This is a genomic window from Streptomyces longhuiensis, from assembly GCF_020616555.1.
GTDB lineage: Bacteria > Actinomycetota > Actinomycetes > Streptomycetales > Streptomycetaceae > Streptomyces > Streptomyces longhuiensis.
The window spans coordinates 5725133-5749712 of the sequence record NZ_CP085173.1 but is presented as its reverse complement, the minus strand read 5'-3'; the positions used below and the strand labels follow the sequence as shown (position 1 = coordinate 5749712).

Here is a 24580-nt window from a genome sequence, read left to right as displayed (position 1 = left end):
AGAACGCGGAACCGGGCCTCGTACGAACAGACGCCAGTCGGACTGGCCGTACTAGTGGCTCAGTGCACTAGTGGGAGTGGCCGTGCCCGTGGCCGCCGGCCTCGGGCTCCTCCTCCGCCGGCTTCTCGACGACCAGGGTCTCGGTCGTGAGCAGCAGCGAAGCGATGGACGCGGCGTTCTCCAGGGCGGAGCGGGTGACCTTGACCGGGTCGATGACGCCGGCCTTGACCAGGTCGCCGTACTCGCCGGTCGCGGCGTTGAAGCCCTGGCCCTTGTCGAGCTCGGCGACCTTCGAGGTGATGACGTAGCCCTCGAGGCCGGCGTTCTCGGCGATCCAGCGCAGCGGCTCGACGGCGGCGCGGCGCACGACCGCGACACCGGTGGCCTCGTCGCCGGTCTTGTCGAGGTTGCCCTCGAGGACCTTGACGGCGTGCACCAGAGCGGAGCCACCACCGGAGACGATGCCCTCCTCGACCGCGGCGCGGGTCGCGGAGATGGCGTCCTCCAGACGGTGCTTCTTCTCCTTGAGCTCCACCTCGGTGGCGGCGCCGACCTTGATCACGCACACGCCGCCGGCGAGCTTCGCGAGGCGCTCCTGGAGCTTCTCGCGGTCCCAGTCGGAGTCCGTGTTCTCGATCTCGGCCTTGATCTGGTTGACGCGGCCCTCGACGTCGGCCTTGTTGCCGCCACCGTCGACGATCGTGGTGTCGTCCTTGGTGATGGTCACGCGGCGGGCGGTGCCGAGCACGTCCAGACCGGCCTGGTCGAGCTTGAGGCCGACCTCCTCGGCGATGACGGTGGCACCGGTGAGGGTGGCCATGTCGCCGAGCATCGCCTTGCGGCGGTCACCGAAGCCGGGCGCCTTGACGGCGACGGCGTTGAACGTGCCGCGGATCTTGTTCACGACCAGGGTCGACAGGGCCTCGCCCTCGACGTCCTCGGCGATGATCAGGAGCGGCTTGGAGCCACCGGCCTGGATGACCTTCTCGAGCAGCGGCAGCATGTCCTGGATGGAGGAGATCTTGCCCTGGTTGATCAGGATGTACGGGTCCTCGAGCACGGCCTCCATGCGCTCCTGGTCCGTCACGAAGTACGGAGACAGGTAGCCCTTGTCGAACGCCATGCCCTCGGTGAAGTCCAGCTCCAGACCGAAGGTGTTGGACTCCTCGACGGTGATGACACCGTCCTTGCCGACCTTGTCCATCGCCTCGGCGATGAGCTCGCCGACCTGCGAGTCCTGGGCGGACAGACCGGCGACTGCGGCGATGTCGGCCTTGTCCTCGATCGGGCGGGCGGTCGCGAGGAGCTCCTCGGACACGGCCTTGACCGCGGCGTCGATGCCCTTCTTCAGGGCGGCCGGGGAGGCGCCGGCGGCGACGTTGCGCAGGCCTTCCTTGACCAGGGCCTGGGCGAGCACGGTGGCGGTGGTGGTGCCGTCACCCGCGATGTCGTTGGTCTTGGTCGCCACCTCCTTCACCAGCTGGGCGCCGAGGTTCTCGTACGGGTCGTCGATCTCGACCTCGCGGGCGATCGTGACACCGTCGTTGGTGATGGTGGGAGCGCCGAACTTCTTGTCGATGACGACGTTGCGGCCCTTGGGGCCGATCGTCACCTTGACCGTGTCGGCAAGCTTGTTGACGCCGCGCTCGAGGGCGCGACGGGCGTCCTCGTCGAACTTCAGGATCTTCGCCATGGAGCTGTTAGTCCTCTCGAACGAACTGCGCCCCCGACGCCCGGCATGCTGAGAGAAGTCGCAGCTGAGTAGCGGGGTGCCAGGGGCGCAGAACTAAAACAGTGGGTGAATTACTTCTCGACGATCGCGAGCACGTCGCGAGCCGAGAGGACGAGGTACTCCTCGCCGTTGTACTTCACCTCGGTGCCGCCGTACTTGCTGTACAGCACGATGTCGCCGGTCTGCACGTCGAGCGGCAGGCGCTCGCCGTTCTCGAAGCGACCCGGGCCCACGGCGAGGACGACGCCCTCCTGGGGCTTCTCCTTCGCGGTGTCCGGGATGACCAGGCCAGAGGCGGTGGTCTGCTCGGCGTCGAGCGGCTGGACCACAATGCGGTCCTCGAGCGGCTTGATGGCAACCTTGGAGCTGGTGGTCGTCACGATCCGACCTCCCCCTTCGGAGATCACGGGGTTAACTGTCTGAGGTGGCGACCAGGTGGATCCGTCGTCGCGGGTGCCGGACCTGCCCGTCGCTATTGGCACTCTCCAGTGGGGAGTGCCAGGGCCGAGACTATGACTGCGATTAGCACTCGGTCAAGCGGAGTGCCAATTCACTGATGGCGAGTCTTCCGCACGGCCCCTTCGGCCCGTCCGTCACAGGTAGTCCTCGAGCCTCCCCACCGTGAACCCCTGGGCCTGGATACGGCGCAGCAGCCGCGCCGTCGTCCCGGTGAGCGTCGCCCCGTGCGGGTCGTCGCCGTCACGGAACTGGGCCCGGACGATGTCGCCGGGACGCAGCCGGCCCCCGTCCACGTCACGCAGGTCGCCGCTCGCCACCGAGGCGCGCCACAGGACCACGACGTCGACCCCGCAGGTGGCGGCGGCGCGCAGGGTGTTCTGGTCGTACTCGCCGAAGGGCGGGCGGAGGAGGCGGGGGCGGGTGCCGAAGCGGTTCTTCAGCCGGTCCTGCTGGCCACAGATCTCGGAGTGCTGCTCGGCGTACGGGAGCGAGGGCAGGAAGTGGTGGTTCAGGGTCTGGTTCTGCACGCCCGCGCCGGTGGCCCGCAGCCTGCCGAAGTGGTCGTGGCCGGGGCCCGCGACGCGGTCCGTGAGGAAGACGCTGACGGGCAGCCGCAGGTCGCGGACCATGTCGGCGAAGCGAGGGTCGCGGTCCACGCCGTCGTCGAAGGTCAGGAAGACGACGCGGTCCTTGGTGCGGACGTGGTCCACGACGGGCGGGAGCGCGTGCGGTCCCGGTCCTCCCCCGGCCGCGTGGCGCGCCGGGGGTCTCGGCGCCGGGGCGAGCGGCGCGGAGAGTCCCCAGCGACGGTAGGCCTCAGGGGCGCGGCCGGCACGCGAAGTTGAGCCGTGCCGCCCGGGGGCGTGAAGAGGCGCGACGCGCACCGGCCCCGCATCCTCCCTCGCCTTCCCGGCCCCGCGCGCACCCCACGCCCCGCCCCCCGGACCGAAGGCCGGTGTGGCCGTCGGTGCCGCGTCGTGCGAGTGGCGGACCTTCTCGGCGGCCTTCCTGCTGAGCCGCTCGATCGGGTCCACGGACTGGGCGCACCCGGTGAGCAGCGCGGGTACGAGAACACCGGCGGCCAGGGCGGCGGCGAGGAGCCGCCGGGGCCCGGTGCGCGCGGGGGCCCGTCGTGCCCGCACGGGCATCACAGGTAGTCCTCCAGCCTGGCCACCGCGTAACCCTTGTCGGTCACGTACTTCATGAGCAGGCGGACCATGTCGGGCATGGTGCCCTTCCACTCCTCGCGGCCCCGGAAGTGGGTCAGGATGATGTCGCCGGGGTGCAGGTCCTGGTCCCCCTCGCGCCACTCGACGTGGTCGACGTACACCTCTTCGTTCCAGATCGGCGCGTACTTGATGCCGCAGGACTTGGCGGCGCGCAGCGTGTCCCGGTTGTAGTTGCCGTACGGCGGGCGGAAGAGGACGGGCCGCTTGCCGTACTGCTGCTCCATGATGTTCTGCATGCCGCAGATCTCGCGCAGCTGCCCCTCGTAGGACAGGCCGGGCAGATACGGGTGCGTCAGCGTGTGGTTGTTCAGCGAGACGCCGCGGGACTGCATCTTCCCGAAGTAGCCGTAGTCGTCCTTCACCAGGTAGTTGCTGAGGAAGGCGGTGTACGGGACCTTCAGGTCGCTCATCATCTTCACGAACGCCGGGTCCTTCTCGGAGCCGTCGTCGATGGTGAGGAAGACGACCTTGTCCTTGGTCGGCACGGTCGTGAAGACGGGCGGCAGGTCCTCCTGGCCGTCGACCTCGAAGCCCTTGCGGGCCCTGATCACGGGCTTCTCGGCGGGCGCGGGCGGCGCGAGGAGCGGCGGCTCCGACAGGCCCCACTTCTTGGCCATCGCGACCCTGGCGGCCTGGGCGGCACGCGCCTTGCCCTCGCGGGAGTCGGGTTTGCCGGCGGGCGGCGCTTGGAGTGGCTGCTGGCCGGGCGCCGGCTCGACGGCCTTCCTGCCGTCGGGCGCGGCGCACGCGGAGGCGACCACACAGGCGGCGAGAACGGCAAGACCGGCCCGCGTACGGGCGTGTCGGGTCCCCCGACCCGGCCTCCCTTTAACGGCTCTTTTGTCGTTTTGTCGTACAAGTCGCATGGCGCCGGATCCTCGCAGCTCACAGCGCTGATCAAGGCCCGACACCGCGGCCGGGCGCGCACCGTCCACCGACTGGCCCACAATGGGCCTGGTGAACGACCTCGCCTCCTTCAGCTCGCTGCTCTCCGCGGAGGGCCAGGCGCTCCTCGACGACGTACGGGACATCACCCCCGGCGAGGAGCTCGCCGTCGCCACCCGGCTGCGCCGCGACCACCCGGCGGACCTCGTCTCGGCCGCCATCGCGCAGGCCCGGCTGCGGCAGCGCGCCGCGGCGAAGTTCGGCGAGGCTGACGCGCGCCGCATGTACTTCACGGCGAACGGCGTCGAGCAGGCGACCCGCACGAGCGTCGCCACCCATCGCGCGCAGGAGTTCAAGGCGCTCGGGGTGCGCTCCGTCGCCGATCTGTGCTGCGGCATCGGCGGCGACGCGATCGCGCTGGCCCGCGCCGGGATCTCCGTACTCGCCGTCGACCGCGACCCCCTGACCTGCGAGGTCGCCCGCGCGAACGCTCAGGCCCTGGGCCTCGACGGGCTGATCGAGGTCCGCGAGGCCGATGTCACCGAGGTCGACACGCAGTCGTACGACGCGGTGTTCGTCGACCCCGCGCGCCGGGGCGGCGGCAAGGGGGGTGGCCGGATCTTCGACCCGGAGGCGTACTCCCCGCCCCTGTCCTGGGCGGTCGGCGCGGCGCTCGGGGCCCGGCACGCGGCGCTGAAGATCGCGCCCGGCATCCCCCACGAGGCGATCCCCGACGCGGCCGACGCCGAGTGGATCTCGGACGGCGGGGACGTGAAGGAGGCCGTGCTCTGGTTCGGCACCGAGCCGGGCCGCATGCGGGCGACGCTGCTCCCCGGGCCGCGCGCGCTCACCGGCCGCGGCCTCCCCGACCCCGAAGTGCGGCCCGTGGGACGGTACTTGTACGAGCCCGACGGCGCCGTCATCCGCGCCCACCTGGTCGCGGACGTGGCCGAGGAGGTGGCGGGCGGGCTGATCGACGAGACGATCGCCTACGTCACGTCCGACACACTGCGGGCGACGCCGTACGCCACCGCGTACGAGATCACGGACCGGCTCCCCTTCAACGTGAAGAAGTTGAAGGCGCTGCTGCGGGAGCGCGAGGTCGGGATCCTGACGGTGAAGAAGCGGGGGTCGGCGGTGGAGCCGGAGGAGCTGCGCCGCAAGGCGCTGCCGAAGCGGCACGGCCCGAACGCGGTGACGGTCTTCCTGACCCGCGTCGCGGGCGCCCCGACGATGCTGCTGGGGGCGCCCGCGCAGCCGGCTACTGGTGGTGCCGGGTCCTGAGCGGCTCCAGGTTCGGCTCGGCACCGATCGGGCCGGTCCGCTCCACCGAGGTGGCGTCACCGCCGTTCGTGCGGGCCAGGAAGGTGCTCTGCCGCGTGCTCTGCGGCTCCACCCCGTTGTAGTACGGGTGATAGACGTACTGGCCGCTGCCCGCGCTGATCGCGGCTCCTGAGGCGTCCAGCGTGCCGGCCGCCACGGAACTGCTGCCACCGAAGCCGACCGCGAACTGGACGCTCGCGGATTCCCGCATCAGATAGCCGCTCGTCGCGCTCGACAGGGAGCCGGGCGTGGTCCAGAGCACGGGACCGAACACGTTCATCGCGGAGCCCGCGGACACACCGCCGCGCCATGAGTCGACCGAGGCGAGCCCCGCCTGGCTCGGCGCACTCCACCAAAGCTTGGCAAGGGCGGCCGCGGTGCCCTCGTGCCCGGTCCCCGTGACGGGGTAGTAGGTGTACGTCGAGGGCCAGCTGGAGAACTTCGTGTGCGTCAGCGCGTATTTCGCGGACGTCCCCACCGGGATGATCAAGGTGTCGTCGGGGTCGAGGCTGTTGAGGTACGACTTCACCGACGAGGTCAGCGTGTTGCCGTCGTTGAGCACGACGCCGCCCGCGCTGCTCGTCCCGTCCGCGCCGGCCGCGACCGACGCCGCCAGCGCCGAGTGGTAGTCGGTCCCCGTCGCCAGGAACACGTACTTCGGCGCGCTGGTGATCGACTTGGCCACGGCGACCGAGGTCGAGTAGCGGGAGGTGCCCGCCAGCCGCTTCGGCGTGAAGCCGAGCGCGGTCACCTGCGAGGACACGGTGCTGCTGAGCATGGACGTGCCGCCGACGAGATAGACGTACGCCCCCGGCTTCAGCGTCCGCTTGAGCTCCGCCTTCACCGCGGACGACAGGCCGCCCGACGGCGTCATCAGGACCGGCCCGTGCTTCTTGCCCGCGAGGGCGGGCGCCGTGAGCGAGTACGAGGGGCTGTCGCGGTTGATCAGCACCGCCGCCTTGGCGTCCATCAGGCCCGGCTCGCTCTGCCCGACCGTGTTCCACGTCCAGCGCGAGGAGGCGATGTTGGTGCCGTAGGTGTCCGCACCCCAGACACGGCCCGTGGTGTTCTTGCGCAGCGGCTGCCAGCTGGGGTTGTTGCCGAAGTTGCCTTCCTGGTGGCTCGCCAGCGCGGTGAGGGCGCCGGTGGCCAGGTCCACGTACTCCGTGGTGTGCACGTCGGAGCTGTCGCCCGAGGTGTGCGCGTCGAAGATGATGCGCTCGCCGGTGGGTGACCAGGACGGGTTGGCGTAGCCGCGCGGGCCGGTGGTGATCTGCTTGACGTCCGTGCCGTCGGCGTTCGCCGTGAAGATCTGCGACGGGCCGCCGTCGGGGTACCGGACGAAGGCCAGCCGGGTGCCGTCAGGCGAGAAGGCGGGCTGCTCGCCCTCGGTGAGGATCTGCTTCAGCGCCCCGGTCTCCGGGTCGTAGGTCCAGATGCCCTGGTTGTCGTAGCAGCCGTAGTTGACGCGCCGCTCGAACGCGATCACACCGGACGTGCTCACGGTCGGGTCGTTGTCGCAGACGGTGGTCGGCTCCTGAGCGCTCGTCAGGAGCGGGCGCGGAGCCCACGAGCCGTCGGAGGGGCCGTAGCCGAGCTGGCCGTTCGACGTGAAGAAGATGTACCGGCCGCCCCACCCGTAGGTGAGGTCACTGGGGATGTAGCTGGCGTGGAATCCCCCCCGTCCGGGAGGGTGACCTTGGAGGCGCCGCTCGGGCGGATGCTCTGGACGTCCTGCCAGGCACTGACCAGACGGCTGCCGTCCGGGGCCCAGGCGGACCAGTCCCCGTCGTACGTGTTGGGCACCTGCGTGACGGCGCCCGTGGCCGGGTCGTACAACTGCGGGCCGTCGAAGAGGATCTTGCCCTCGGTACCGGGCCAGGGGCCGGCGTCCGCCGAGGCGGCGGGCGCGGTCGCCAGACTGCCCGCGGCAAGCGCGACAGCGGTGGCGAGCACCGCGGCACGGCGGCGCGTGAAGAACTTCAAGAGTGACCCCCCACGGATCAGAAATGTCGGAGTGCCGCCCGCTCACGCCACCGCGTCGGGGTCTCCCCCCGCCGACGCGGCCGTGTCTCACGGCAGCCGCGTCACTGTAGTGGCTGGTGAGACCCATGGGAATAGGGATTTCCCCGCTCCTCACGGCACTTGTCCGCGCGCGCCAGCAGCAGCTCCCGCTCCCGTTCGTTGCGGGTCAGCGAAGCGGCCCGCTCGAACTCGGCCCGCGCCTCCTCGCGCCGCCCGAGCCGCTCCAGCAGGTCTCCGCGCACGCTCGGCAGCAAGTGGTAGTCGCGCAGCGCCGGTTCACCGGCCAGGGCGTCGACCAGGGCGAGGCCGGCCGCGGGGCCCTCGGCCATGGAGACCGCCACCGCCCGGTTCAGCTCGACGACGGGGGACGGCGCCCGGGCGGCGAGCAGCCCGTACAGGGTCGCGATCCCCTCCCAGTTCGTCTCCGCGTACGTGTGGGCGTGCGCATGGCTGGCGGCGATGGCGGCCTGGAGGGCGTACGGGCCGGGGCCGCCGCCGGTGGACACCGCGTCCGCGCGGCCGAGCGCCGCGAACCCGCGCCGGATCAGGAGCTGGTTCCAGCGCGTACGGTCCTGGTCCCTGAGGAGAACCGGTTCGCCCGACGGGCCCGTACGGGCGGCCGAGCGCGAGGCCTGGAGCTCCAACAGGGCGACCAGGCCGTGCACTTCGGGCTCCTTCGGCATCAGGCCGGCCAGCAGCCGGGCGAGCCGCAGGGCGTCCTCGCACAGGCCGGGGCGCAGATAGTCGTCGCCCGCCGTGGCCGCGTACCCCTCGTTGAAGATGAGGTAGATGACCTCGAGGACCGAGCCCAGGCGGGCCGCTCGCTCGGGGCCGTAGGGCACTTCGAAGGCGACGTTCTTCGTGGCGAGGGTGCGTTTCGCGCGCACGATGCGCTGGGCGACCGTCGCCTCGGGGGCCAGGACCGCGCGGGCGATCTCGGCGGTGGTCAGGCCGCCGAGCAGCCGCAGCGTGAGCGCGACCCGGGCCTCGGCGGACAGCACCGGGTGACAGGCCGTGAAGACGAGGCGGAGCAGGTCGTCGTCGATGTCGTCCGGGTCCGCGGGCTCGTCCAGGTGGGGCGGCGCGGTCTCCAGGTCACGGCCGACCTCCGCCAGCTTGCGCGCGTACCGCTCCTTGCGGCGCACGAGGTCGATCGCCCGGTGCTTGGCGGTGGCCATGAGCCACGCGCCGGGGTTGTCGGGGATCCCCTCGTCCGGCCACTGCTCCAGGGCGGCGACGAGCGCGTCCTGCGCCAGTTCCTCCGCTATGCCCACGTCCCGGACGATGCGCGTGACACCGGCGATGATGCGGGGCGCCTCCAGACGGAAGACGGTCTCGATGGCGTGGGCCGCTTCGGCAGTACGTTCTGCTGTCACGGCCCACCATCAGACACCCGCACCCACGGGGCGGCCAAGGGCCTGTCCGGCGTGGCTCAGCCCTCGGCGATCTCCCGGATCTCGGAGGTGACCGTCCAGTGCTCCTCGTGGACCTTCAGGAACCGCTTGGTCCACTCCAGGATCTCGGCCCGGTCCTTGGCCTGGATGATCGCGTAGCCGCCGATGACCTCCTTGGACTCGGTGAACGGCCCGTCGGTGACGGTGATCTCGCCGTTCTCGTAGTGCACGCGGGTGCCCTCGGACGAGGGGTGCAGGCCCCCGGTGTCCAGCAGCACGCCGGCCTTGGTCATCTCCTCGATCAGCTCGCCCATGCGCTGCATCAGGGCCTCGCTGGGGCCCTCGGCGGGGGCCTTGCTCTCGTCGATGCGGACCAGCGTCATGTAGCGCGGCATGGTGACTCCTCGTTCGGTGCGGTCGGGGTTCTCCCCGCTCTCGTCCATGCGTCGAACGGGATCCCCCCGGATCGACACGCGGGCAGAAATTTCTGAGGAAAGTTTTCCGACCCTTCCCCACGCCGCCCGTCCCCCGCCCCCGAGGCCGCCCTCACCCGCCCCTTACCGCCCCCCTGCCACCATCACGCCCCATGCCTTTCGACCACAACGACCACTACCACCGGCTCCTCCTGCGCCACCTGCCGAAGGGCGGCCGTACCGCCCTCGACATCGGCTGCGGCACCGGCCGCTTCGCACGGCGCCTGGCCGGCCGGGGTTACGAGGTCGACGCGCTCGACCCGTCGGCAGAGGTCATCGCCGAGGCGGAGGCCATGGGCGGCGGGCCGCGCTTCCGGCGGGCGGACGTGACGGCGACGCATCTGCCCGAGGGGCACTACGACGTCATCACCTGCCTGGCGAGCCTGCACCACATGCCGTTCGCGACGGTGACGCGGCTGCGCGCGGCCCTCGCTCCCGGCGGCGCGCTGCTGGTCCTCGGCTGCCACGCGGGCGTGACGCCCCGCGACCTCGTGGCCGTCCCGGCGAACGCGGCGGCCCGCGCCGCGGTCCACGTGGCCGACCGGCTGCGCGGCGCCGCGGCGCCACCCCTCAAGCCCCCGGTGCGCCGGCCCGACATGACGCTCGCCGACATCCGCGCGGAAGCCGACCGGCTCCTCCCCGGCAGTCAGGTGCGCCAACTCCTCTTCTGGCGCTACCTGCTGACGTACGACGCCTGACGCGTCACCGCAGTGAGGCCCACAGTTTCCCGGCCTCCGGCTCGTCGGCGACGACACGGTTGGGGTCGGACGGCGCCGGGAGCACCGGCATCATGACCGTCTTCACCTCGTCCGCCGACAGCCCCTTCAAGCTGCCCGCCAGGCCCTGGAGTTCACCGAGGGAGTCGAGGCCGGTGTCCGTGGTGAGGCTCCCCGTGAGGGCGTCGGCGACCTTGTAGAGGCGGGCCGGGTCCGTCAGGAGGTCGCTGCCCGAGACCTTCTCCACCAGGGCCTTCACCAGTTGCTGCTGGAGTTTGATGCGACCGAGGTCGCTGCCGTCGCCGACGCCGTGGCGGGTGCGGGCGAAGGCGAGGGCCTGCTTGCCGTCGAGGTGGTGGTAGCCCGCGTCGAGCTGGAGGTGGCTCAGGTCGTCGTCGATGTCCTCGGTCGTCGTGAGGTCCACGCCGCCGAGCGCGTCGACGACCGAGGCGAAGCCGGAGAAGTCGATCTCCAGATAGTGGTCCATGCGCACGCCGGTGAGCTTCTCGACCGTCTTCACGGCACAGACGGGACCGCCCACGGAGTACGCGCTGTTGAACATGGCGCCGTACGCGGCCTGCGTGCTGCCGCCGGACGAGGTCGGACACGCGGGCCGCTCGACGAGGGTGTCGCGGGGGATGCTGACGACGGTCGCCGCCGAACGGCCGGCGTCCAGGTGCACCACCATCGCGGTGTCGGAGCGTGCGCCCTCGCTGTGGCCGCCGCCGAGCGCGGAGTTCTTGCTGCCGCTGCGCGAGTCGGAGCCGAGGACGAGGATGTTCAGCGCCCCTGCGGGCGGCGCGGTCGCCGAGGGCTCCGGCGTGGCCGGGGCCGGCTTCGGGGGCCGGTCGTCGCCGAGCGCGCTGTCGATGTCGACGCCCCGGACATTGTGGTCCAGATGCCAGTACGCCCATGCGGCCCCGCCCCCGGTGAGGACGAGCACGCAACCGGCCACGACACCGGCCGTCTTCACCAAACGCCCACGACGGCGCTGTATTCGCTTCACAGGGCGAACATAAGTCGGAATTATTACAACGGTAAACCAGTTGGACGCCGTTATTCGGGAATCTCAGACGGTTCTCACACCCCGGGGCGATGCCGCCTCAGGCGGGAGCGACCGCCTCGAACCGCCACCGATGCACCGTCCGGGTCACCAACTCGCCCTCCGGATCCGGCAGTTCGGGCAGCACGGCGTCGTAGGCCGCGTCCCACCAGGTGATGACGAGGACCCGGTCCTGCGGGGCACGGAAGAACTCACGCCGCAGCGGCTCGGCCGCGAGGACCTGACCCCGCGCCCAGGCGAGCAGCTCCTCGCCCCGCCCCTCGGCCGCCCGGGCCTCCCACATCAACGCGACGGTCATGAGTACAGGTTGTCCTTCGCCGCCTCGTGCACATGGTCGTGGTCGTGCGTGTGCCCCGGCACGTGCGTCTCCGTCACCGGCAGCGACGAGTCGGCCGACAGGTCCCAGGCGGACGCGGACCGGTTGCGCGCCACCATCTCGGCGCCGAGGGCCGCGACCATCGCGCCGTTGTCCGTGCACAGCTTGGGCCGCGGCACGCGCAGCCGGATCCCGGCCGCCTCGCACCGCTCCTGGGCGAGGGCCCGCAGCCGCGAGTTGGCGGCCACACCGCCGCCGATCATGAGGTGGTCGACACCCTCGTCCTTGCAGGCGCGCACGGCCTTGCGGGTCAGCACGTCGACGACGGCCTCCTGGAAGGACGCCGACACATCCCGCACCGGAACGTCCTCACCGGCGGCCCGCTTCGCCTCGATCCAGCGCGCCACGGACGTCTTCAGCCCGGAGAAGGAGAAGTCGTACGCGGGGTCGCGCGGCCCGGTGAGCCCGCGCGGGAAGGTGATCGCGGTGGGGTCGCCCTCCTTCGCGTACCGGTCGATGACGGGACCGCCGGGAAAGCCGAGGTTCAGCACCCGGGCGATCTTGTCGAAGGCCTCGCCCGCCGCGTCGTCGATGGTCGCGCCGAGAGGGCGCACGTCGGACGTGATGTCGGAGGAGAGCAGCAGCGACGAGTGCCCGCCCGAGACGAGCAGCGCCATCGTGGGCTCGGGCAGCGGCCCGTGCTCCAGCTGGTCGACGCAGATGTGCGAGGCGAGGTGGTTCACGCCGTAGAGCGGCTTGCCGAGCGCGTACGCGTACGCCTTGGCCGCCGAGACGCCCACGAGGAGCGCGCCCGCGAGCCCCGGGCCCGCGGTGACGGAGATCCCGTCCAGGTCGGAGGCGGCGACCCCGGCGTCCTTCAGGGCGCGCTCGATGGTCGGCACCATGGCTTCCAGGTGTGCGCGCGAGGCGACCTCGGGGACGACACCGCCGAAGCGGGCGTGCTCGTCGACGCTGGAGGCGACCGCGTCGGCGAGCAGCGTGTGGCCGCGGACGATGCCGACACCGGTCTCGTCGCAGGAGGTCTCGATGCCGAGGACGAGCGGTTCGTCAGCCATTTTCGGTTCCTTGTACGGGTGTCACTGAGGTCGAGGGGTCGGTCAGACGCATCACGAGCGCGTCCACGTTGCCCGGCTGGTAGTAGCCGCGGCGGAACCCGATGGGCTCGAAGCCGAAGCGCTGGTAGAGCTTCTGCGCCCGGGTGTTGTCGACCCGCACCTCGAGCGTCACCTCGGAGCACTCCAGGTCGGTCGCGTGGCGCAGCAGGACGGTGAGGAGCCGGGCGCCGAGCCCGGTGCCCCACTGGTCACGGACGACGGCGATGGTCTGCACGTCGGCTCCCACGCCGGAGCCGCCTTCGTAGTCCGTGCCGGACGCGGCGAGGCCCGCGTACCCGACGAGACGGTCGCCGTCGTGGGCGACGACATAACGGCGGGTCGACCCGGCGCCGCGCGCGTGCGCGAGCTCGGACCAGAACATGCCGCGGGACCACGCGTCGTCCGGGAAGAGATCCTTCTCGAGCGCGTGTACGGAGTCGATGTCCCACCAGCGCATCTCGCGCAGCACAGCGCTCACTTCGGAGTGACCACCTTGTAGTTCTTGGGCACCTGCGCGTCGGGCCGGCGCAGATACAGGGGGCGCGGTGCCCGGAGCTCCTCGCCGGCGCCGAGCTTCTCGGCGGCGAGGGCGGCGAGGGCGGCCGCCGACACGTTCTCGGGCGCGCGCGCGTCCGGGAACGTGTCCGGGTACAGCACGGCACCGGCGCCGACCGCGGGAAGGCCCGCGACCTGCTCGGCGATGTCGGCGGGGCGGTCGACGGCGGGCTCGGTGACGCGGGTGCGCGCGTCCTCGTAGCGCGCCCAGTAGACCTCCTTGCGCCGCGCGTCCGTGGCGACGACGAAGGGGCCGTCCACCTCGGCGGCGTAGGCGAGCCCGTCCAGCGTGCACAGACCGTGGACGGGCACGCCGAGGGCGAGCCCGAAGGTGTCGGCGGTCATCAGGCCGACGCGGAGGCCGGTGTAGGGGCCGGGGCCCACGCCGACGACGATGCCGGTGACGGCGTCGAGTCGGACGCCGGCCTCGGCGAGCACCCGGTCGACGGCGGGCAGCAGCAGCTCCCCGTGCCGACGGGCGTCCACCTGGCTCGATGCGGCGACGACGGACGAACCGTCGTGCAGGGCGACGGTGACGGCGGGGGTGGCGGTATCCAGCGCGAGCAACAGCACGCAAACAGCCTACGGCTCCGGCGCCCCGTCCACGGCCGCCCCGGTGAGCCGCACGCCTGCTGCTACCGTCACCACAAAGACGTACGGGCACGAGAGGTGGGCACACAGGTGGCACGGAGCAGCTCGGGATTCGTGGCCGGGCTCACCGCGGCGGCGCTCGCCGTGGTCGGCTTCCTCACCTACCAGGCGTCGGCCAGCGCGCCGGACAGCCTGGCCCCGCCGAAGGCCGACAGGACCCCCTCCACGGCTGCCTCCCACTCCCCCAAGGACAAGAAGGACCTGACGGCGGTACCCGCACGGTCCGGCACCGGTGAGCGGGTCGTCTACTCCGTGGACGACGACCGGGTGTGGCTGATCGCGGAGGGCGGCAAGACGCAGCGCACCTTCACGGTGACGCCGAGCACGGTGGACCCGCCGGCCGGCAAGTACGTGGTGACGTCCCGCTCGGCTTCGATCACCGGCAGCGACGGCGTCCCGATCGAGCACGTGGTGCGGTTCGCGAATGTCGGCGGCATCACGATCGGCTTCAGCGCGGCGGTCGACGGCTCGATGCCCCAGGCGGACCCGGCCAAGAAGACGGGCGGCATCCGCGAGAAGCGGGCGGACGGCAACGCGATGTGGGAGTTCGCGACGATCGGCAAGAAGATCGTCGTGGTCGAGTAGAACCGGTCATCCGACGCGCGGCACAAAAACCCTCACGCGGCGTCGCGACGCTCCTCGCCGGCACAGGCACCTGCGGCGGCGCCCTCCCCCTCCTCGACGGCAGGCGGAGTGGAGACGGCCGAGGCGGCGGCACAGGACGCGAGCAGATCGCTCATGGACAGCCCCGAGGCGGCGATCCCGGACATGTCCCCGTGCCCCGGCGTCTCGCGGGGCTGCTGCGGCACGTCACGTTCTGAAGCCGACATGGATGCCTCCTGGGCTCCGGGGCAGCAAAGTTAGGTACACCTAACCAGGACTGGCCTCCATGTGACCATGCCGAGCGCACGCCGCGCAACATTTTGCCGACGCCATGTCGGAACGTTCGGGTGAAGGTACGAGAGTCAGGCGGCCAGAGCCTCCAGGCCGGCGCCGGCCCAGCGCGCCCCGAGGCCACTCAGCGTCACGGAGCGCACCTCGTCGTCCGTGTCGCCCGTGGCGCGGTGGATCACCACATGGAGCCGGTCGTCGGCGAGGTCCTCGACCTTGCCGTCGCCCCACTCGACGACGATCACGGAGTCGGGCAGCGAGACGTCGAGGTCGAGGTCCTCCATCTCGTCGAGCCCGCCGCCGAGCCGGTACGCGTCCACGTGCACCAGGGCGGGCCCGTCGCCGAGGGGCGGGTGGACGCGGGCGATGACGAAGGTCGGAGAGGTCACGGCGCCCCGCACACCGAGGCCCTCGCCGAGCCCGCGGGTCAGCGTGGTCTTGCCCGCGCCCAGCTCGCCGGTGAGCATGACGAGGTCGCCCGGGCGCAGCAGCTTGGCGAGGCGGCGGCCCAAATCCCCCATATGGGTGGGCGAGTTGACGGTGATCGAGGCGGTGGCGGCGTCAGCTGCCGGGCTGTGCGGTGTCTCCATAACTTCCCACGGTAGCGCCTGCGGGCACGGCTCCCGTGCGTGAGAGGAGGTCCGCCAGCCGGTCGGTGACGGCCTCGGGGTGCTCCAGCATCACCAGGTGCCCGGCGTCGGGCACGAGCACCAGCTCGGCGTCGGGAAGCAGCCCGGCGATGGCCTCGCTGTGCTCACTGGGGGTGACGAGATCCTGGTCGCCGGCCAGTACGAGGACCGGCAGCTGCGCGAACCGCTCGATGGCCTCGGTCTTCTCGTGCTCCTGGAAGGCGGGGTAGAACTCGGCGACGACGTCGATCGGCGTGCTCTCGATCATGCGCTCGGCGAAGCGGGCGACGGCGGGATCGACGTCACGTGAGGCGAACGAGTAGCGCTTGATGATGCCGGCGAACAGATCGGCGGTCGCACGGCGCCCCTTCTCCACGAGGTCGGCACGCTGGCCCAGGACCTTCAGGACGGCGGGGAGCACGCGCCGGACGGCGTTGACGCCGACCGCGGGCAGCCCGTAGCTGACCTCGCCGAGCTTGCCGGAGGAGGTCCCGACGAGGGCGACGCCGACGACGCGCTCGGCCACGACCTCGGGAAACTGCTCGGCGAACGCCATCACGGTCATGCCGCCCATGGAGTGCCCGACGAGGACCAGCGGCCCTTCGGGGGCGGCGGCGTCGATGACGGCCTTCAGATCGCGTCCGAGCTGGTCGATGGTGACGTCGGGCCCGCCCTCGGCCTGCTCGACCCCGCGCGCGGACCGTCCATGGCTGCGCTGGTCCCAGTAGACGGAGCGCACCACGCCCCGCAGGGCGGCGCGCTGGAAATGCCAGGAGTCCTGGTTGAGGCAGTACCCGTGGCTGAAGACCACGGTGACCGGCGCGGGGGACTTACGGCCGAAAAGACGACGCCTGCGAGGGCCGGCACCGCCCTCGGTCTCCACTTCCTCGACCTCGTAGTAGAGCTCGGTGCCGTCCTCGGCACAGGCCCTGCCGGGGGTGCCGCGCAGGGCCCCGTAGGGGCCGGAGGCATCCAGCGCGAGCCGCGCCTTCCTGCGCATGCCGCGGCCGACGGTGAGGCGCTCCACGGCGACACCGGCGGCGGCGCCGGCCGCGACGACACCTATCGCGGCGCCTGCGAGCCCGGCCCGCCGCCAGCTCGCGACGGCCGCCGTGACCTCGGCGCTGCTCTCACTCACGTGCCGCTCCTCCGTCGTCCACATAGACGCGCGGAACACGCGCCCCGATCCGGGTGACGATCTCGTACGCGATGGTGCCGGCGGCCTGCGCCCAGTCCTCGGCGGTCGGCTCGCCCCGGTCGCCGGGCCCGAACAGCACGGCCTCGTCCCCGGCCGCCAGCTCGTCGCCGCCGAGATCGACGACGAACTGGTCCATGGCGACGCGCCCGGCGACGGTACGCAGCTTGCCCCCGATGAGTACGGGCCCGGTCCCCGAGGCATGCCGGGGAATCCCGTCCCCGTACCCGAGAGGCACGAGCCCCAGAGTGGTCTCGCCCGGGGTGACGTAGTGATGCCCGTAACTGACGCCGAGCCCGCCCGGGGCGTGCTTCACCAGGGCGAGCGAGGCGGACAGGGTCATGACGGGCCGCAGCCCGAAGTCCTCGGGCGTGCCGATCTCGGGGCTGGGCGAGATCCCGTACATGGCGATGCCTGGCCGCACCAGATCGAAATGGGTCTCGGGCAGGGTCAGGGTTCCCGGCGAATTGGCGATGTGCCGAACCTCGGGCCGAACCCCGGCCCCCTCCGCGAAGGAGACCATCTCGCGAAAACGCTCCAACTGAGCGGCGATCGACGGATGCCCCGGCTCATCGGCACAGGCGAAGTGGGACCAGAGCCCGGAAACGACGACAAGCCCCTCGCGCTCCGCGGCAACAGCGGAACGCACGAGCTCGGGCCAGTCACCCGGCAGACACCCGTTACGCCCGAGCCCCGTATCGGCCTTCAACTGAATACGAGCGGGACGCCCCACCACCCGAGCGGCGGCGACGACCTCGTCCAAAGCCCACATGCCGCTCACGGACATGTCGAGGTCGGCCTCGATGCCCTCGCGCCAGGGCCCGCCGGGCGTCCAGAGCCAGCACATGACGCGCCCCTCGATCCCCGCGGCACGCACCGCGAGAGCCTCCTCGGGTGTGGCCGTACCGACCCAGGTGGCACCGGCCTCCCGCGCGGCGCGCGCGCAGGGGATCATGCCGTGGCCGTAGGCATCAGCCTTGACCACAGCCATGAAGGCGGCCCCTGGCGCACGATCGCGCAGGGATCGCACATTGGCGCGCAGAGCGGCCAGATCGATCTCGGCCCGGGCACGGCCCACGGCAGGTGCTCTCTCAGTCATCGTGCGCCCAGTGTCTCAGAGCCCTCCGACACCCCCACGTGACCACCACCCCCCAAACCACCCACACCGACCCAATTCACCAACCCGGCAGCGGCACAACCGCCCAGGCCAGAGGACGAACCTCCACCACCCGACAGCAACACAACCACCCACACGGGAGGACAAACCTCCACCACCCGACAGCCGCACAACCACCCGGACCAGAGAACAAATCCCCCACCATCCGACAGCCGCACAACCACAACAGACGGGAGGGGGAATCCCCCACGGCCCGGCAGCCGCACGACAACAGGAGGGGACATACCGGGATGCGCGCGCGGAGCCACCTCCACCCCGTCACGGGCGATCGACCGGCAGGGTCGGGCCCATAGAACAGCGAGCACGTACATCCCGGGGCGGCCCCGCCCCAAAGACGGCGAGGGGCACCCGACGGCGAAGCAGAACCCACCGCCCCAAGCCCAAACCGAGGCCCAGGCCCAGGCCCAAGCCCAAGCCCAAGCCCAAGCCCAAGCCCCCCACGCCGTACACCCCGCGCCCTACACCCCGCGCCGAACATCCCCCCAGGCCCCGGCAATCCCCTCAGCCACATCCTGTGCAACCACGGGCGCCCCACCAGACACACGCCGAGCAGCAAGCCCATGCAGGTAGGCCCCCACAGACCCGGCATCGAGCGCTCCAAGCCCCGCAGCGAGCAGCGACCCGCAGAGCCCGGACAACACGTCACCACTCCCCGCGGTGGCCAGCCAGGCGGTACCCGTGGAATTGACCCGAGCCGAACGCCCCACCCCCTCCCCCCGCCCCCCGGCGACCAAGGTGGTGGACCCCTTCAAGAGCACCGTGGCGGAGAACCGGTCGGCCAACTCCCGCACAGCGGCGAGCCGCTCCGCCTCCACCTCCTCCCGGGCAGCTCCCAACAACGCGGCGGCCTCCCCCGCATGAGGCGTGAGCAACGTAGGCGCGACCCGCCCCCGAACGGCCTCAGGATCGGCGAGCCGCAGCCCGTCGGCGTCGATCAGGACGGGCACCTCGGCACCCAGGACGTCCGCGAGCCCGGAGGCGTCGTCACCCAGTCCGGGCCCGGCCACCCACGCCTGCACCCGCCCCGCCTTCCCGGGTGCGCCCTCGGACACCAAGGTCTCGGGGAACCGCGAGACGACGGCGCCGGCCGCAGGCCCGACGTACCGAACGGCTCCGGCCCCACCCCGCAGAGCCCCGGCGACGGCAAGCACGGCGGCACCGGGATACCGGGCGGACCCGGCGACGATGCCCACGACACCACGCCGGTACTTGTCGCTCTCTCCGGTGGGTTCGGGCAGCAGCCCCGCCACGTCACCGTGCTGAAGGGCCTCCAACTCCCCCGCCCCACGTCCCAGTTCGAGCCCGATGTCGACGAGCCGGACGGCACCGGCGTACTCCCGCCCGGGATCGACGAGAAGCCCGGGCTTGTACGCACCGAAGGTGACGGTCACATCGGCGCGGACGGCCTCCCCGGCGACCTGCCCGGTATCGGCGTCGACGCCACTGGGCAGATCCACGGAGACGACGACGGCACGGGACGCCGAGGCAGCACGGACAACGGGCAGGGCAGCCGCGCGCAGCCCACCCCGCCCCCCGATGCCCACGATCCCGTCGACGACGAGATCGGCGCCGGCAAGAGCGCGCTCGCCGGAGTCGGCGACGCGCCCCCCGGCGGAGAGGAACGCGGCAAGCCCGGCACGGTGCACCCGCCCGGGGTCCAGGAGCACGGCGGCAACCCCGGCGCCACGGCGGGCGAGCCGGGCGCCGGCGTAGAGGGCGTCACCCCCGTTGTCCCCGGACCCGACGAGGAGCACGACCCGGGCCCCGTACACCTTGCCGAGGAGCTCGGCGCAGACGACGGCGAGCCCGGCGGCGGCCCGCTGCATCAGGGCGCCTTCGGGAAGCCGCGCCATGAGGGCACGCTCGGCGGTCCGTACGGTGTCGACGCTGTAGGCGGTACGCATAGGACCGAGTCTCCCGCACGGAGAAGCACCGCGCCCGTGGCCGAAGCCGGCCCTTACGCCTGAGCCGCCCCCACCCCCCACCCCTCAGCCCCTGCTCCTGAACCCCTACCCCTCAGCGATCACAACCGCCGACGCGACCCCGGCGTCATGGCTGAGCGACACATGCCAGGAGCGCACACCCATCTCCGCGGCACGCGCAGCAACGGTCCCGGTGACCCGGAGCCGCGGCTGCCCACTCTCCTCGACACAGACCTCCGCATCGGTCCACCGCAACCCGGCCGGCGCCCCCAGCGCCTTGGCCAGCGCCTCCTTGGCCGCGAACCGCGCGGCCAGGGAGGCGACGCCACGCCGCTCCCCGCTGGGAAGCAGCAACTCCCGATCGACGAAGAGCCGTTCGGCCATTCCGGGCGTACGCGCCAGCGACGCCTCGAACCGCTCGATCTCGGCGACGTCGATCCCGACCCCAATAATCAAATCCAGCCCCTAGTAATCAGATCCGGCGCCTCACTCCACCGTCACGGACTTGGCGAGGTTGCGAGGCTGGTCGACCTCGTTCCCCCGGGCCGTGGCCAGCTCGCAAGCAAACACCTGCAACGGCACCGCCGCAACCAGCGGCTGAAGGAGCGTAGGGGTGGCAGGGATCCGTACGAGATGGTCGGCGTACGGGACGACCGCCTCGTCCCCCTCCTCGGCGATCACGATGGTGCGCGCCCCGCGGGCCCGGATCTCCTGGATGTTGGACACGATCTTGTCGTGGAGGACGGACCGCCCCTTGGGCGACGGCACGACGACCACGACGGGCACGTCGTCCTCGATCAACGCGATGGGCCCGTGCTTGAGTTCACCGGCGGCGAAGCCCTCCGCGTGCATATAGGCGAGCTCCTTGAGCTTCAGGGCGCCTTCGAGGGCGACGGGATAGCCCACGTGCCGCCCCAGGAAGAGCACGGTCCGCTTGTCGGAGAGCGACCGGGCCAGCTCCCGCACGGGCTCCATGGTCTCCAGCACGCGCTCGACCTCGCCGGAGATGTCGGCGAGGTCCCGGATCACCGCGCGGATCTCGTCCCCCCACTTCGTGCCGCGCACCTGCCCCAGGTACAGGGCCACGAGATAGCAGGCCACGAGCTGCGTGAGGAACGCCTTGGTGGAGGCGACGGCGACCTCGGGCCCGGCATGCGTGTAGAGAACGGCGTCGGACTCGCGGGGAATGGTCGACCCGTTCGTGTTGCAGATGGCGAGGACGGTCGCACCCTGGTCACGGGCGTGCCGCAGCGCCATCAGCGTGTCCATGGTCTCGCCCGACTGCGAGATGGCGATGACGAGCGAGCGTCCGCCGAGAATGGGATCCCGGTACCGGAACTCACTCGCGAGCTCCACCTCGCACGGGATCCGGGTCCAGTGCTCGATGGCGTACTTGGCGATGAGACCGGCGTGGAACGCGGTCCCGCACGCCACGATCACGACCTTGTCGACTTCCTTCAACACGGCCGCGGGGATACGGAGTTCGTCGAGCGTCAGGGCTCCGTCGACGCCGATGCGCCCGAGCAGCGTGTCGGCGACCGCCTTCGGCTGCTCGGCGATCTCCTTGAGCATGAAGTAGTCGTAGCCGCCCTTCTCGGCGGCGGAGGCGTCCCAGTCGACGTGGTACGACCGCACCTCGGCGGGCCGCCCGTCGAAGTCGGTGACGGTCACCCCGTCCCGTACGCCGTCCCGCCGCAGCTCGACGACCTGGTCCTGGCCAAGTTCGATCGCGGAGCGCGTATGGGCGATGAAGGCGGCGACGTCGGAGGCGAGGAACGCCTCGTCCTCCCCCACACCGACGACGAGAGGCGAGTTGCGCCGGGCGCCCACGACGACGTCGGGCTCGTCGGCGTGTACGGCGACCAGCGTGAACGCCCCTTCGAGGCGCCGGCAGACGAGCCGCATGGCCTCGGCGAGGCCATCGCACACGGAGAACTCCTCGGCGAGCAGATGCGCGACGACCTCGGTGTCGGTCTCGGACTCCAGGACGTGCCCGCGCTCGGCGAGCTCGGCGCGCAGCTCGGCGAAGTTCTCGATGATGCCGTTGTGGACCACGGCGACGCGGCCGGCGTTGTCGAGGTGCGGATGCGCGTTCACATCGGTCGGGCCGCCGTGGGTGGCCCAGCGGGTGTGGCCGATGCCCGTGGCCCCGGCCGGCAGCGGCCGCTCCACGAGCTCCTTCTCCAGGTTGGCGAGCTTGCCCGCCTTCCTGGCCGAGGCGAGGCCGCCGTCGGCGAGCACCGCGACCCCGGCCGAGTCATATCCCCGGTATTCGAGCCTCTTCAGTCCGGCGAGCACGACGTCGAGCGCCGACTGAGATCCGACGTATCCCACGATTCCGCACATAGCGGCAGCCTAAGGCCGCGCGGTCAGCAGCCCCAGACGATCCGGTCCCGCGCGTCCTCGAGGAGACGCAGATACTCCACTTCCTCGCAGCGCGGCTTGCTGCCCATCTCGTAGAGGTCGAGACAGTCGTCGAGATCGTCGCGCAGGTCCTCGTCGGGCAGGTCGAGGGCGAGCTCGCTGCGCACGTGCCCGGCGAAGTCGTCCTCGACGGGTCCGGGTCTGCGCCGGACGAGGTCACGCAAACGGGGCACGGCCATGACGGTTCCCTCCCACCCGGACGGCGCGGCTCGGCGCCGGGTGCCGGGAACGTATCCCCGTTCCCCCGCCCGGTCCAGACCTGTGACCGCAGAAACCCCGGAATCGAGCACGCATCAGCCACGTATCAGGCACGAACCGCGCACGAAAACCCCACTCCGACGCACCCCGCCGACCCCAAGGTGACGCACCCCACCCCCCACCCCGTCCACACAGCCGTAACAATGGACTGTGATCTCTTCGGTCTCCGTGCCCCCGACGGCACCCCGGAGCGCCCACCGGCACAAGCCGGAGGCGACTCCCTACGTCGACCTCACCCGCACCGAGTGGAGCGCGCTGCGCAACAAGACGCCGCTCCCCCTCACCGCCGATGAGCTGGAGAAACTGCGCGGCCTCGGCGATGTCATCGACCTGGACGAGGTCCGGGACATCTACCTCCCGCTCTCGCGCCTCCTCAACCTCTACGTCGGCGCCACCGACACCCTGCGCGGCGCCCTCAACACCTTCCTCGGCGAGACCGTGGAGAAGGCGTCCCAGTCGGGCACGCCCTTCGTCATAGGGGTCGCCGGTTCGGTGGCGGTGGGCAAGTCGACCGTCGCCCGCCTCCTCCAGGCGCTGCTGTCCCGCTGGCCCGAGCACCCGCGCGTAGAGCTCGTCACCACGGACGGCTTCCTGCTGCCGACGAAGGAGCTGGAGCGGCGCGGCCTGATGTCGCGCAAGGGCTTCCCCGAGTCGTACGACCGCCGCGCCCTGACCCGCTTCGTCGCCGACATCAAGGCGGGCAAGGACGAGGTGTCGGCACCCGTCTACTCCCACCTCATCTACGACATCGTGCCCGGCCAGAAGCTCACGGTCCGCCGCCCCGACATCCTCATCGTCGAGGGCCTGAACGTGCTCCAGCCGGCCATGCCCGGCAAGGACGGCCGCACCCGCGTCGGCCTCGCCGACTACTTCGACTTCAGCGTGTACGTGGACGCGCGCGCCGAGGACATCGAGAGCTGGTACCTCAACCGGTTCAAGAAGCTCCGCCAGACGGCCTTCCAGAACCCGTCCTCGTACTTCCGCAAGTACACGCAGGTCTCCGAGGAGGAGGCGCTCGACTACGCGCGCACGACCTGGCGGACCATCAACAAGCCGAACCTGCTGGAGAATGTGGCGCCCACGCGCGGCCGCGCGACGCTCGTCGTGCGCAAGGGCCCCGACCACAAGGTGCAGCGGCTGAGCCTGCGGAAGCTGTAGAACGCCGGAAAGCTACGCTTCCCGCATGCTGCACCTGCGACTGATCACCCCGGCCGACAAGACCGACGCGGTGGCCCGCCTGATCGGGAGGACCGTCGGCACCACCCATCTCGTGGTGGTGCCCGGCGCGGCCCGCGACCCCAAGGGCGACGTCGTGATGTGCGATGTCGCGCGGGAGGCCGGCGACGAGCTGATCAGCGGGCTGCGCGGCCTCCACATCGACACGACGGGCTCGATCGCGGTCGAGAACATCGACCTGTCGCTGTCGAGGCTGGCCGACCGGGCGGAGGACGAGGCGCCGGGCGAGGGTGCGGACGCGGTCCTGTGGGAAGCGCTGACGGACGCGACGCACGAGGAGTCCACGCTCAACGTCACCTACGTGGCGTTCCTGGCCGTCGCGACGATGCTCGCGGCCTGCGGTGTGATGCTGGACAACGCGATCCTGATCGTCGGCGCGATGGCCGTCGGCCCCGAGTTCGGGCCGCTCGCCGGGATCTCCACGGCACTGGTGCAGCGCGCCCCGCGCCTGGTGTGGCGCTCGCTGTGGGCGCTGCTCGCGGGATTCGCCGCCGCGATGCTGCTGACGGCCGGGTTCAGCTGGCTGCTGGACACGTTCGGCCTGTTCACGCGCTCGATGATCGAGGGGGACCGGCCGAACACGTCGTTCATCTGGAAGCCGGACTGGATGTCGTTCGTCGTGGCGTTCCTCGCGGGCATCGCCGGGACGCTGTCCCTCACGTCGGCGAAGTCGGGCGCCCTGATCGGTGTCGCCATCTCGGTGACGACGGTCCCGGCGGCGGCGAACGCGGCGGTGGCGTTCGCGTACAGCGACTACGCCCAGACATGGGGCTCGACCGCCCAGCTCCTCGCGAACCTCGGCGGCATCGTCCTGGCCGGCACGCTCACGCTGCTCGCCCAGAAGTGGTTCTGGGCGACACAGCGCAAGCGTGCCGCTCCTGCGCCCGAATCGGCCTGACGCAGTGTGAACTT

Annotated in this window: 26 protein-coding genes; 5 read left to right on the top strand and 21 right to left on the bottom strand. The window is 71.3% G+C overall.

Annotation, left to right across the window (positions count from 1 at the left end):
• Window positions 1–67 precede the first annotated feature (67 nt).
• The 4 genes from groL to LGI35_RS26690 all read right to left on the bottom strand — a co-directional run bounded on the left by groL (window position 68) and on the right by LGI35_RS26690 (window position 4286).
• On the bottom strand, window positions 68–1693 hold the full coding sequence (gene groL / locus LGI35_RS26705; protein ID WP_227296807.1) for a chaperonin GroEL: 1626 nt from the start codon (window positions 1691–1693) through the stop codon (window positions 68–70).
• Between the two features lie 110 nt (window positions 1694–1803).
• Complete coding sequence (groES, locus tag LGI35_RS26700) at window positions 1804–2112, bottom strand: co-chaperone GroES (RefSeq protein ID WP_073810087.1); 309 nt, start codon at window positions 2110–2112, stop codon at window positions 1804–1806.
• Between the two features lie 213 nt (window positions 2113–2325).
• A complete protein-coding gene (locus LGI35_RS26695) occupies window positions 2326–3339 on the bottom strand; it encodes a polysaccharide deacetylase family protein (RefSeq protein ID WP_227296806.1) in 1014 nt (337 codons plus the stop codon).
• Window positions 3339–4286 carry a polysaccharide deacetylase family protein gene (locus tag LGI35_RS26690; protein WP_227296805.1) on the bottom strand — a complete coding sequence of 316 codons (948 nt, stop codon included), beginning with the start codon at window positions 4284–4286 and terminating at the stop codon, window positions 3339–3341. The genes LGI35_RS26695 and LGI35_RS26690 overlap by 1 nt, the downstream gene beginning before the upstream one ends.
• Window positions 4287–4368: 82 nt before the next feature.
• Between LGI35_RS26690 and LGI35_RS26685 the strand changes: the two genes are divergently transcribed.
• Complete coding sequence (locus LGI35_RS26685) at window positions 4369–5589, top strand: class I SAM-dependent methyltransferase (protein ID WP_227296804.1); 1221 nt, start codon at window positions 4369–4371, stop codon at window positions 5587–5589.
• Here the strand turns inward: LGI35_RS26685 and LGI35_RS26680 are convergent.
• The 4 genes from LGI35_RS26680 to LGI35_RS26665 form a co-directional block, all read right to left on the bottom strand.
• Window positions 5567–7132 carry a cell wall-binding repeat-containing protein gene (locus tag LGI35_RS26680; RefSeq protein ID WP_227296803.1) on the bottom strand — a complete coding sequence of 522 codons (1566 nt, stop codon included), beginning with the start codon at window positions 7130–7132 and terminating at the stop codon, window positions 5567–5569. The two genes, LGI35_RS26685 and LGI35_RS26680, sit on opposite strands and share 23 nt — an antisense overlap.
• Window positions 7133–7176: 44 nt before the next feature.
• On the bottom strand, window positions 7177–7614 hold the full coding sequence (locus LGI35_RS26675; RefSeq protein ID WP_227296802.1) for a hypothetical protein: 438 nt from the start codon (window positions 7612–7614) through the stop codon (window positions 7177–7179).
• A gap of 101 nt (window positions 7615–7715) precedes the next feature.
• Complete coding sequence (locus LGI35_RS26670; RefSeq protein WP_227296801.1) at window positions 7716–9029, bottom strand: RNA polymerase sigma factor; 1314 nt, start codon at window positions 9027–9029, stop codon at window positions 7716–7718.
• Window positions 9030–9085: 56 nt separating this feature from the next.
• Window positions 9086–9442 carry a YciI family protein gene (locus LGI35_RS26665; RefSeq protein ID WP_100594848.1) on the bottom strand — a complete coding sequence of 119 codons (357 nt, stop codon included), beginning with the start codon at window positions 9440–9442 and terminating at the stop codon, window positions 9086–9088.
• 191 nt (window positions 9443–9633) lie between these two features.
• Between LGI35_RS26665 and LGI35_RS26660 the strand changes: the two genes are divergently transcribed.
• Window positions 9634–10218: a class I SAM-dependent methyltransferase gene (locus tag LGI35_RS26660; RefSeq protein WP_227296800.1), complete on the top strand. Its 585-nt coding sequence runs from the start codon at window positions 9634–9636 to the stop codon at window positions 10216–10218.
• 4 nt (window positions 10219–10222) lie between these two features.
• Here the strand turns inward: LGI35_RS26660 and LGI35_RS26655 are convergent, their stop codons facing one another.
• From LGI35_RS26655 to tsaB, 5 genes are all read right to left on the bottom strand, one after another.
• Window positions 10223–11209, bottom strand: a complete 987-nt coding sequence (locus tag LGI35_RS26655) for an LCP family protein (protein ID WP_227300515.1) — start codon at window positions 11207–11209, stop codon at window positions 10223–10225.
• 130 nt (window positions 11210–11339) lie between these two features.
• Window positions 11340–11597, bottom strand: coding sequence for a hypothetical protein (locus tag LGI35_RS26650; protein WP_227296799.1), 258 nt, complete (start codon window positions 11595–11597; stop codon window positions 11340–11342).
• Complete coding sequence (gene tsaD, locus LGI35_RS26645; RefSeq protein ID WP_227296798.1) at window positions 11594–12691, bottom strand: tRNA (adenosine(37)-N6)-threonylcarbamoyltransferase complex transferase subunit TsaD; 1098 nt, start codon at window positions 12689–12691, stop codon at window positions 11594–11596. The genes LGI35_RS26650 and tsaD overlap by 4 nt, the downstream gene beginning before the upstream one ends.
• The gene (rimI, locus tag LGI35_RS26640; protein WP_227300514.1) at window positions 12684–13187 is read right to left on the bottom strand and encodes a ribosomal protein S18-alanine N-acetyltransferase; all 504 of its coding nucleotides are present in this window, start codon (window positions 13185–13187) and stop codon (window positions 12684–12686) included. The genes tsaD and rimI overlap by 8 nt, the downstream gene beginning before the upstream one ends.
• A 17-nt stretch (window positions 13188–13204) precedes the next feature.
• A complete protein-coding gene (tsaB, locus tag LGI35_RS26635; protein ID WP_227296797.1) occupies window positions 13205–13858 on the bottom strand; it encodes a tRNA (adenosine(37)-N6)-threonylcarbamoyltransferase complex dimerization subunit type 1 TsaB in 654 nt (217 codons plus the stop codon).
• A gap of 108 nt (window positions 13859–13966) precedes the next feature.
• On the opposite strand from tsaB, the gene LGI35_RS26630 reads away from it, so the two are divergent.
• A complete protein-coding gene (locus LGI35_RS26630; RefSeq protein ID WP_227296796.1) occupies window positions 13967–14521 on the top strand; it encodes a hypothetical protein in 555 nt (184 codons plus the stop codon).
• A 32-nt stretch (window positions 14522–14553) separates the two neighbouring features.
• Here the strand turns inward: LGI35_RS26630 and LGI35_RS26625 are convergent, their stop codons facing one another.
• From LGI35_RS26625 to LGI35_RS26590, 8 genes are all read right to left on the bottom strand, one after another.
• Entirely contained in the window at window positions 14554–14766 is a 213-nt protein-coding gene (locus tag LGI35_RS26625; RefSeq protein WP_227296795.1) for a hypothetical protein, read from the bottom strand.
• Between the two features lie 135 nt (window positions 14767–14901).
• Window positions 14902–15417 carry a tRNA (adenosine(37)-N6)-threonylcarbamoyltransferase complex ATPase subunit type 1 TsaE gene (gene tsaE / locus LGI35_RS26620; RefSeq protein ID WP_227296794.1) on the bottom strand — a complete coding sequence of 172 codons (516 nt, stop codon included), beginning with the start codon at window positions 15415–15417 and terminating at the stop codon, window positions 14902–14904.
• Window positions 15389–16594, bottom strand: coding sequence for an alpha/beta fold hydrolase (locus tag LGI35_RS26615; RefSeq protein WP_227296793.1), 1206 nt, complete (start codon window positions 16592–16594; stop codon window positions 15389–15391). The genes tsaE and LGI35_RS26615 overlap by 29 nt, the downstream gene beginning before the upstream one ends.
• Entirely contained in the window at window positions 16587–17750 is a 1164-nt protein-coding gene (gene alr / locus LGI35_RS26610; RefSeq protein ID WP_227296792.1) for an alanine racemase, read from the bottom strand. Before alr ends, LGI35_RS26615 begins: the two co-directional genes overlap by 8 nt.
• Window positions 17751–18286: 536 nt before the next feature.
• Window positions 18287–19732 carry an NAD(P)H-hydrate dehydratase gene (locus LGI35_RS26605; protein WP_227296791.1) on the bottom strand — a complete coding sequence of 482 codons (1446 nt, stop codon included), beginning with the start codon at window positions 19730–19732 and terminating at the stop codon, window positions 18287–18289.
• A 105-nt stretch (window positions 19733–19837) separates the two neighbouring features.
• Window positions 19838–20206 carry a holo-ACP synthase gene (locus LGI35_RS26600; RefSeq protein ID WP_227296790.1) on the bottom strand — a complete coding sequence of 123 codons (369 nt, stop codon included), beginning with the start codon at window positions 20204–20206 and terminating at the stop codon, window positions 19838–19840.
• 30 nt (window positions 20207–20236) lie between these two features.
• A complete protein-coding gene (gene glmS, locus LGI35_RS26595) occupies window positions 20237–22096 on the bottom strand; it encodes a glutamine--fructose-6-phosphate transaminase (isomerizing) (RefSeq protein WP_227296789.1) in 1860 nt (619 codons plus the stop codon).
• A 23-nt stretch (window positions 22097–22119) separates the two neighbouring features.
• Window positions 22120–22353 carry a hypothetical protein gene (locus tag LGI35_RS26590; protein ID WP_116511024.1) on the bottom strand — a complete coding sequence of 78 codons (234 nt, stop codon included), beginning with the start codon at window positions 22351–22353 and terminating at the stop codon, window positions 22120–22122.
• Between the two features lie 247 nt (window positions 22354–22600).
• On the opposite strand from LGI35_RS26590, the gene coaA reads away from it, so the two are divergent.
• Both coaA and LGI35_RS26580 read left to right on the top strand, forming a co-directional pair.
• On the top strand, window positions 22601–23590 hold the full coding sequence (gene coaA, locus LGI35_RS26585) for a type I pantothenate kinase (RefSeq protein ID WP_100594970.1): 990 nt from the start codon (window positions 22601–22603) through the stop codon (window positions 23588–23590).
• 25 nt (window positions 23591–23615) lie between these two features.
• Window positions 23616–24566, top strand: a complete 951-nt coding sequence (locus LGI35_RS26580; protein WP_227296788.1) for a DUF389 domain-containing protein — start codon at window positions 23616–23618, stop codon at window positions 24564–24566.
• The last annotated feature ends 14 nt before the right edge of the window (window positions 24567–24580 follow it).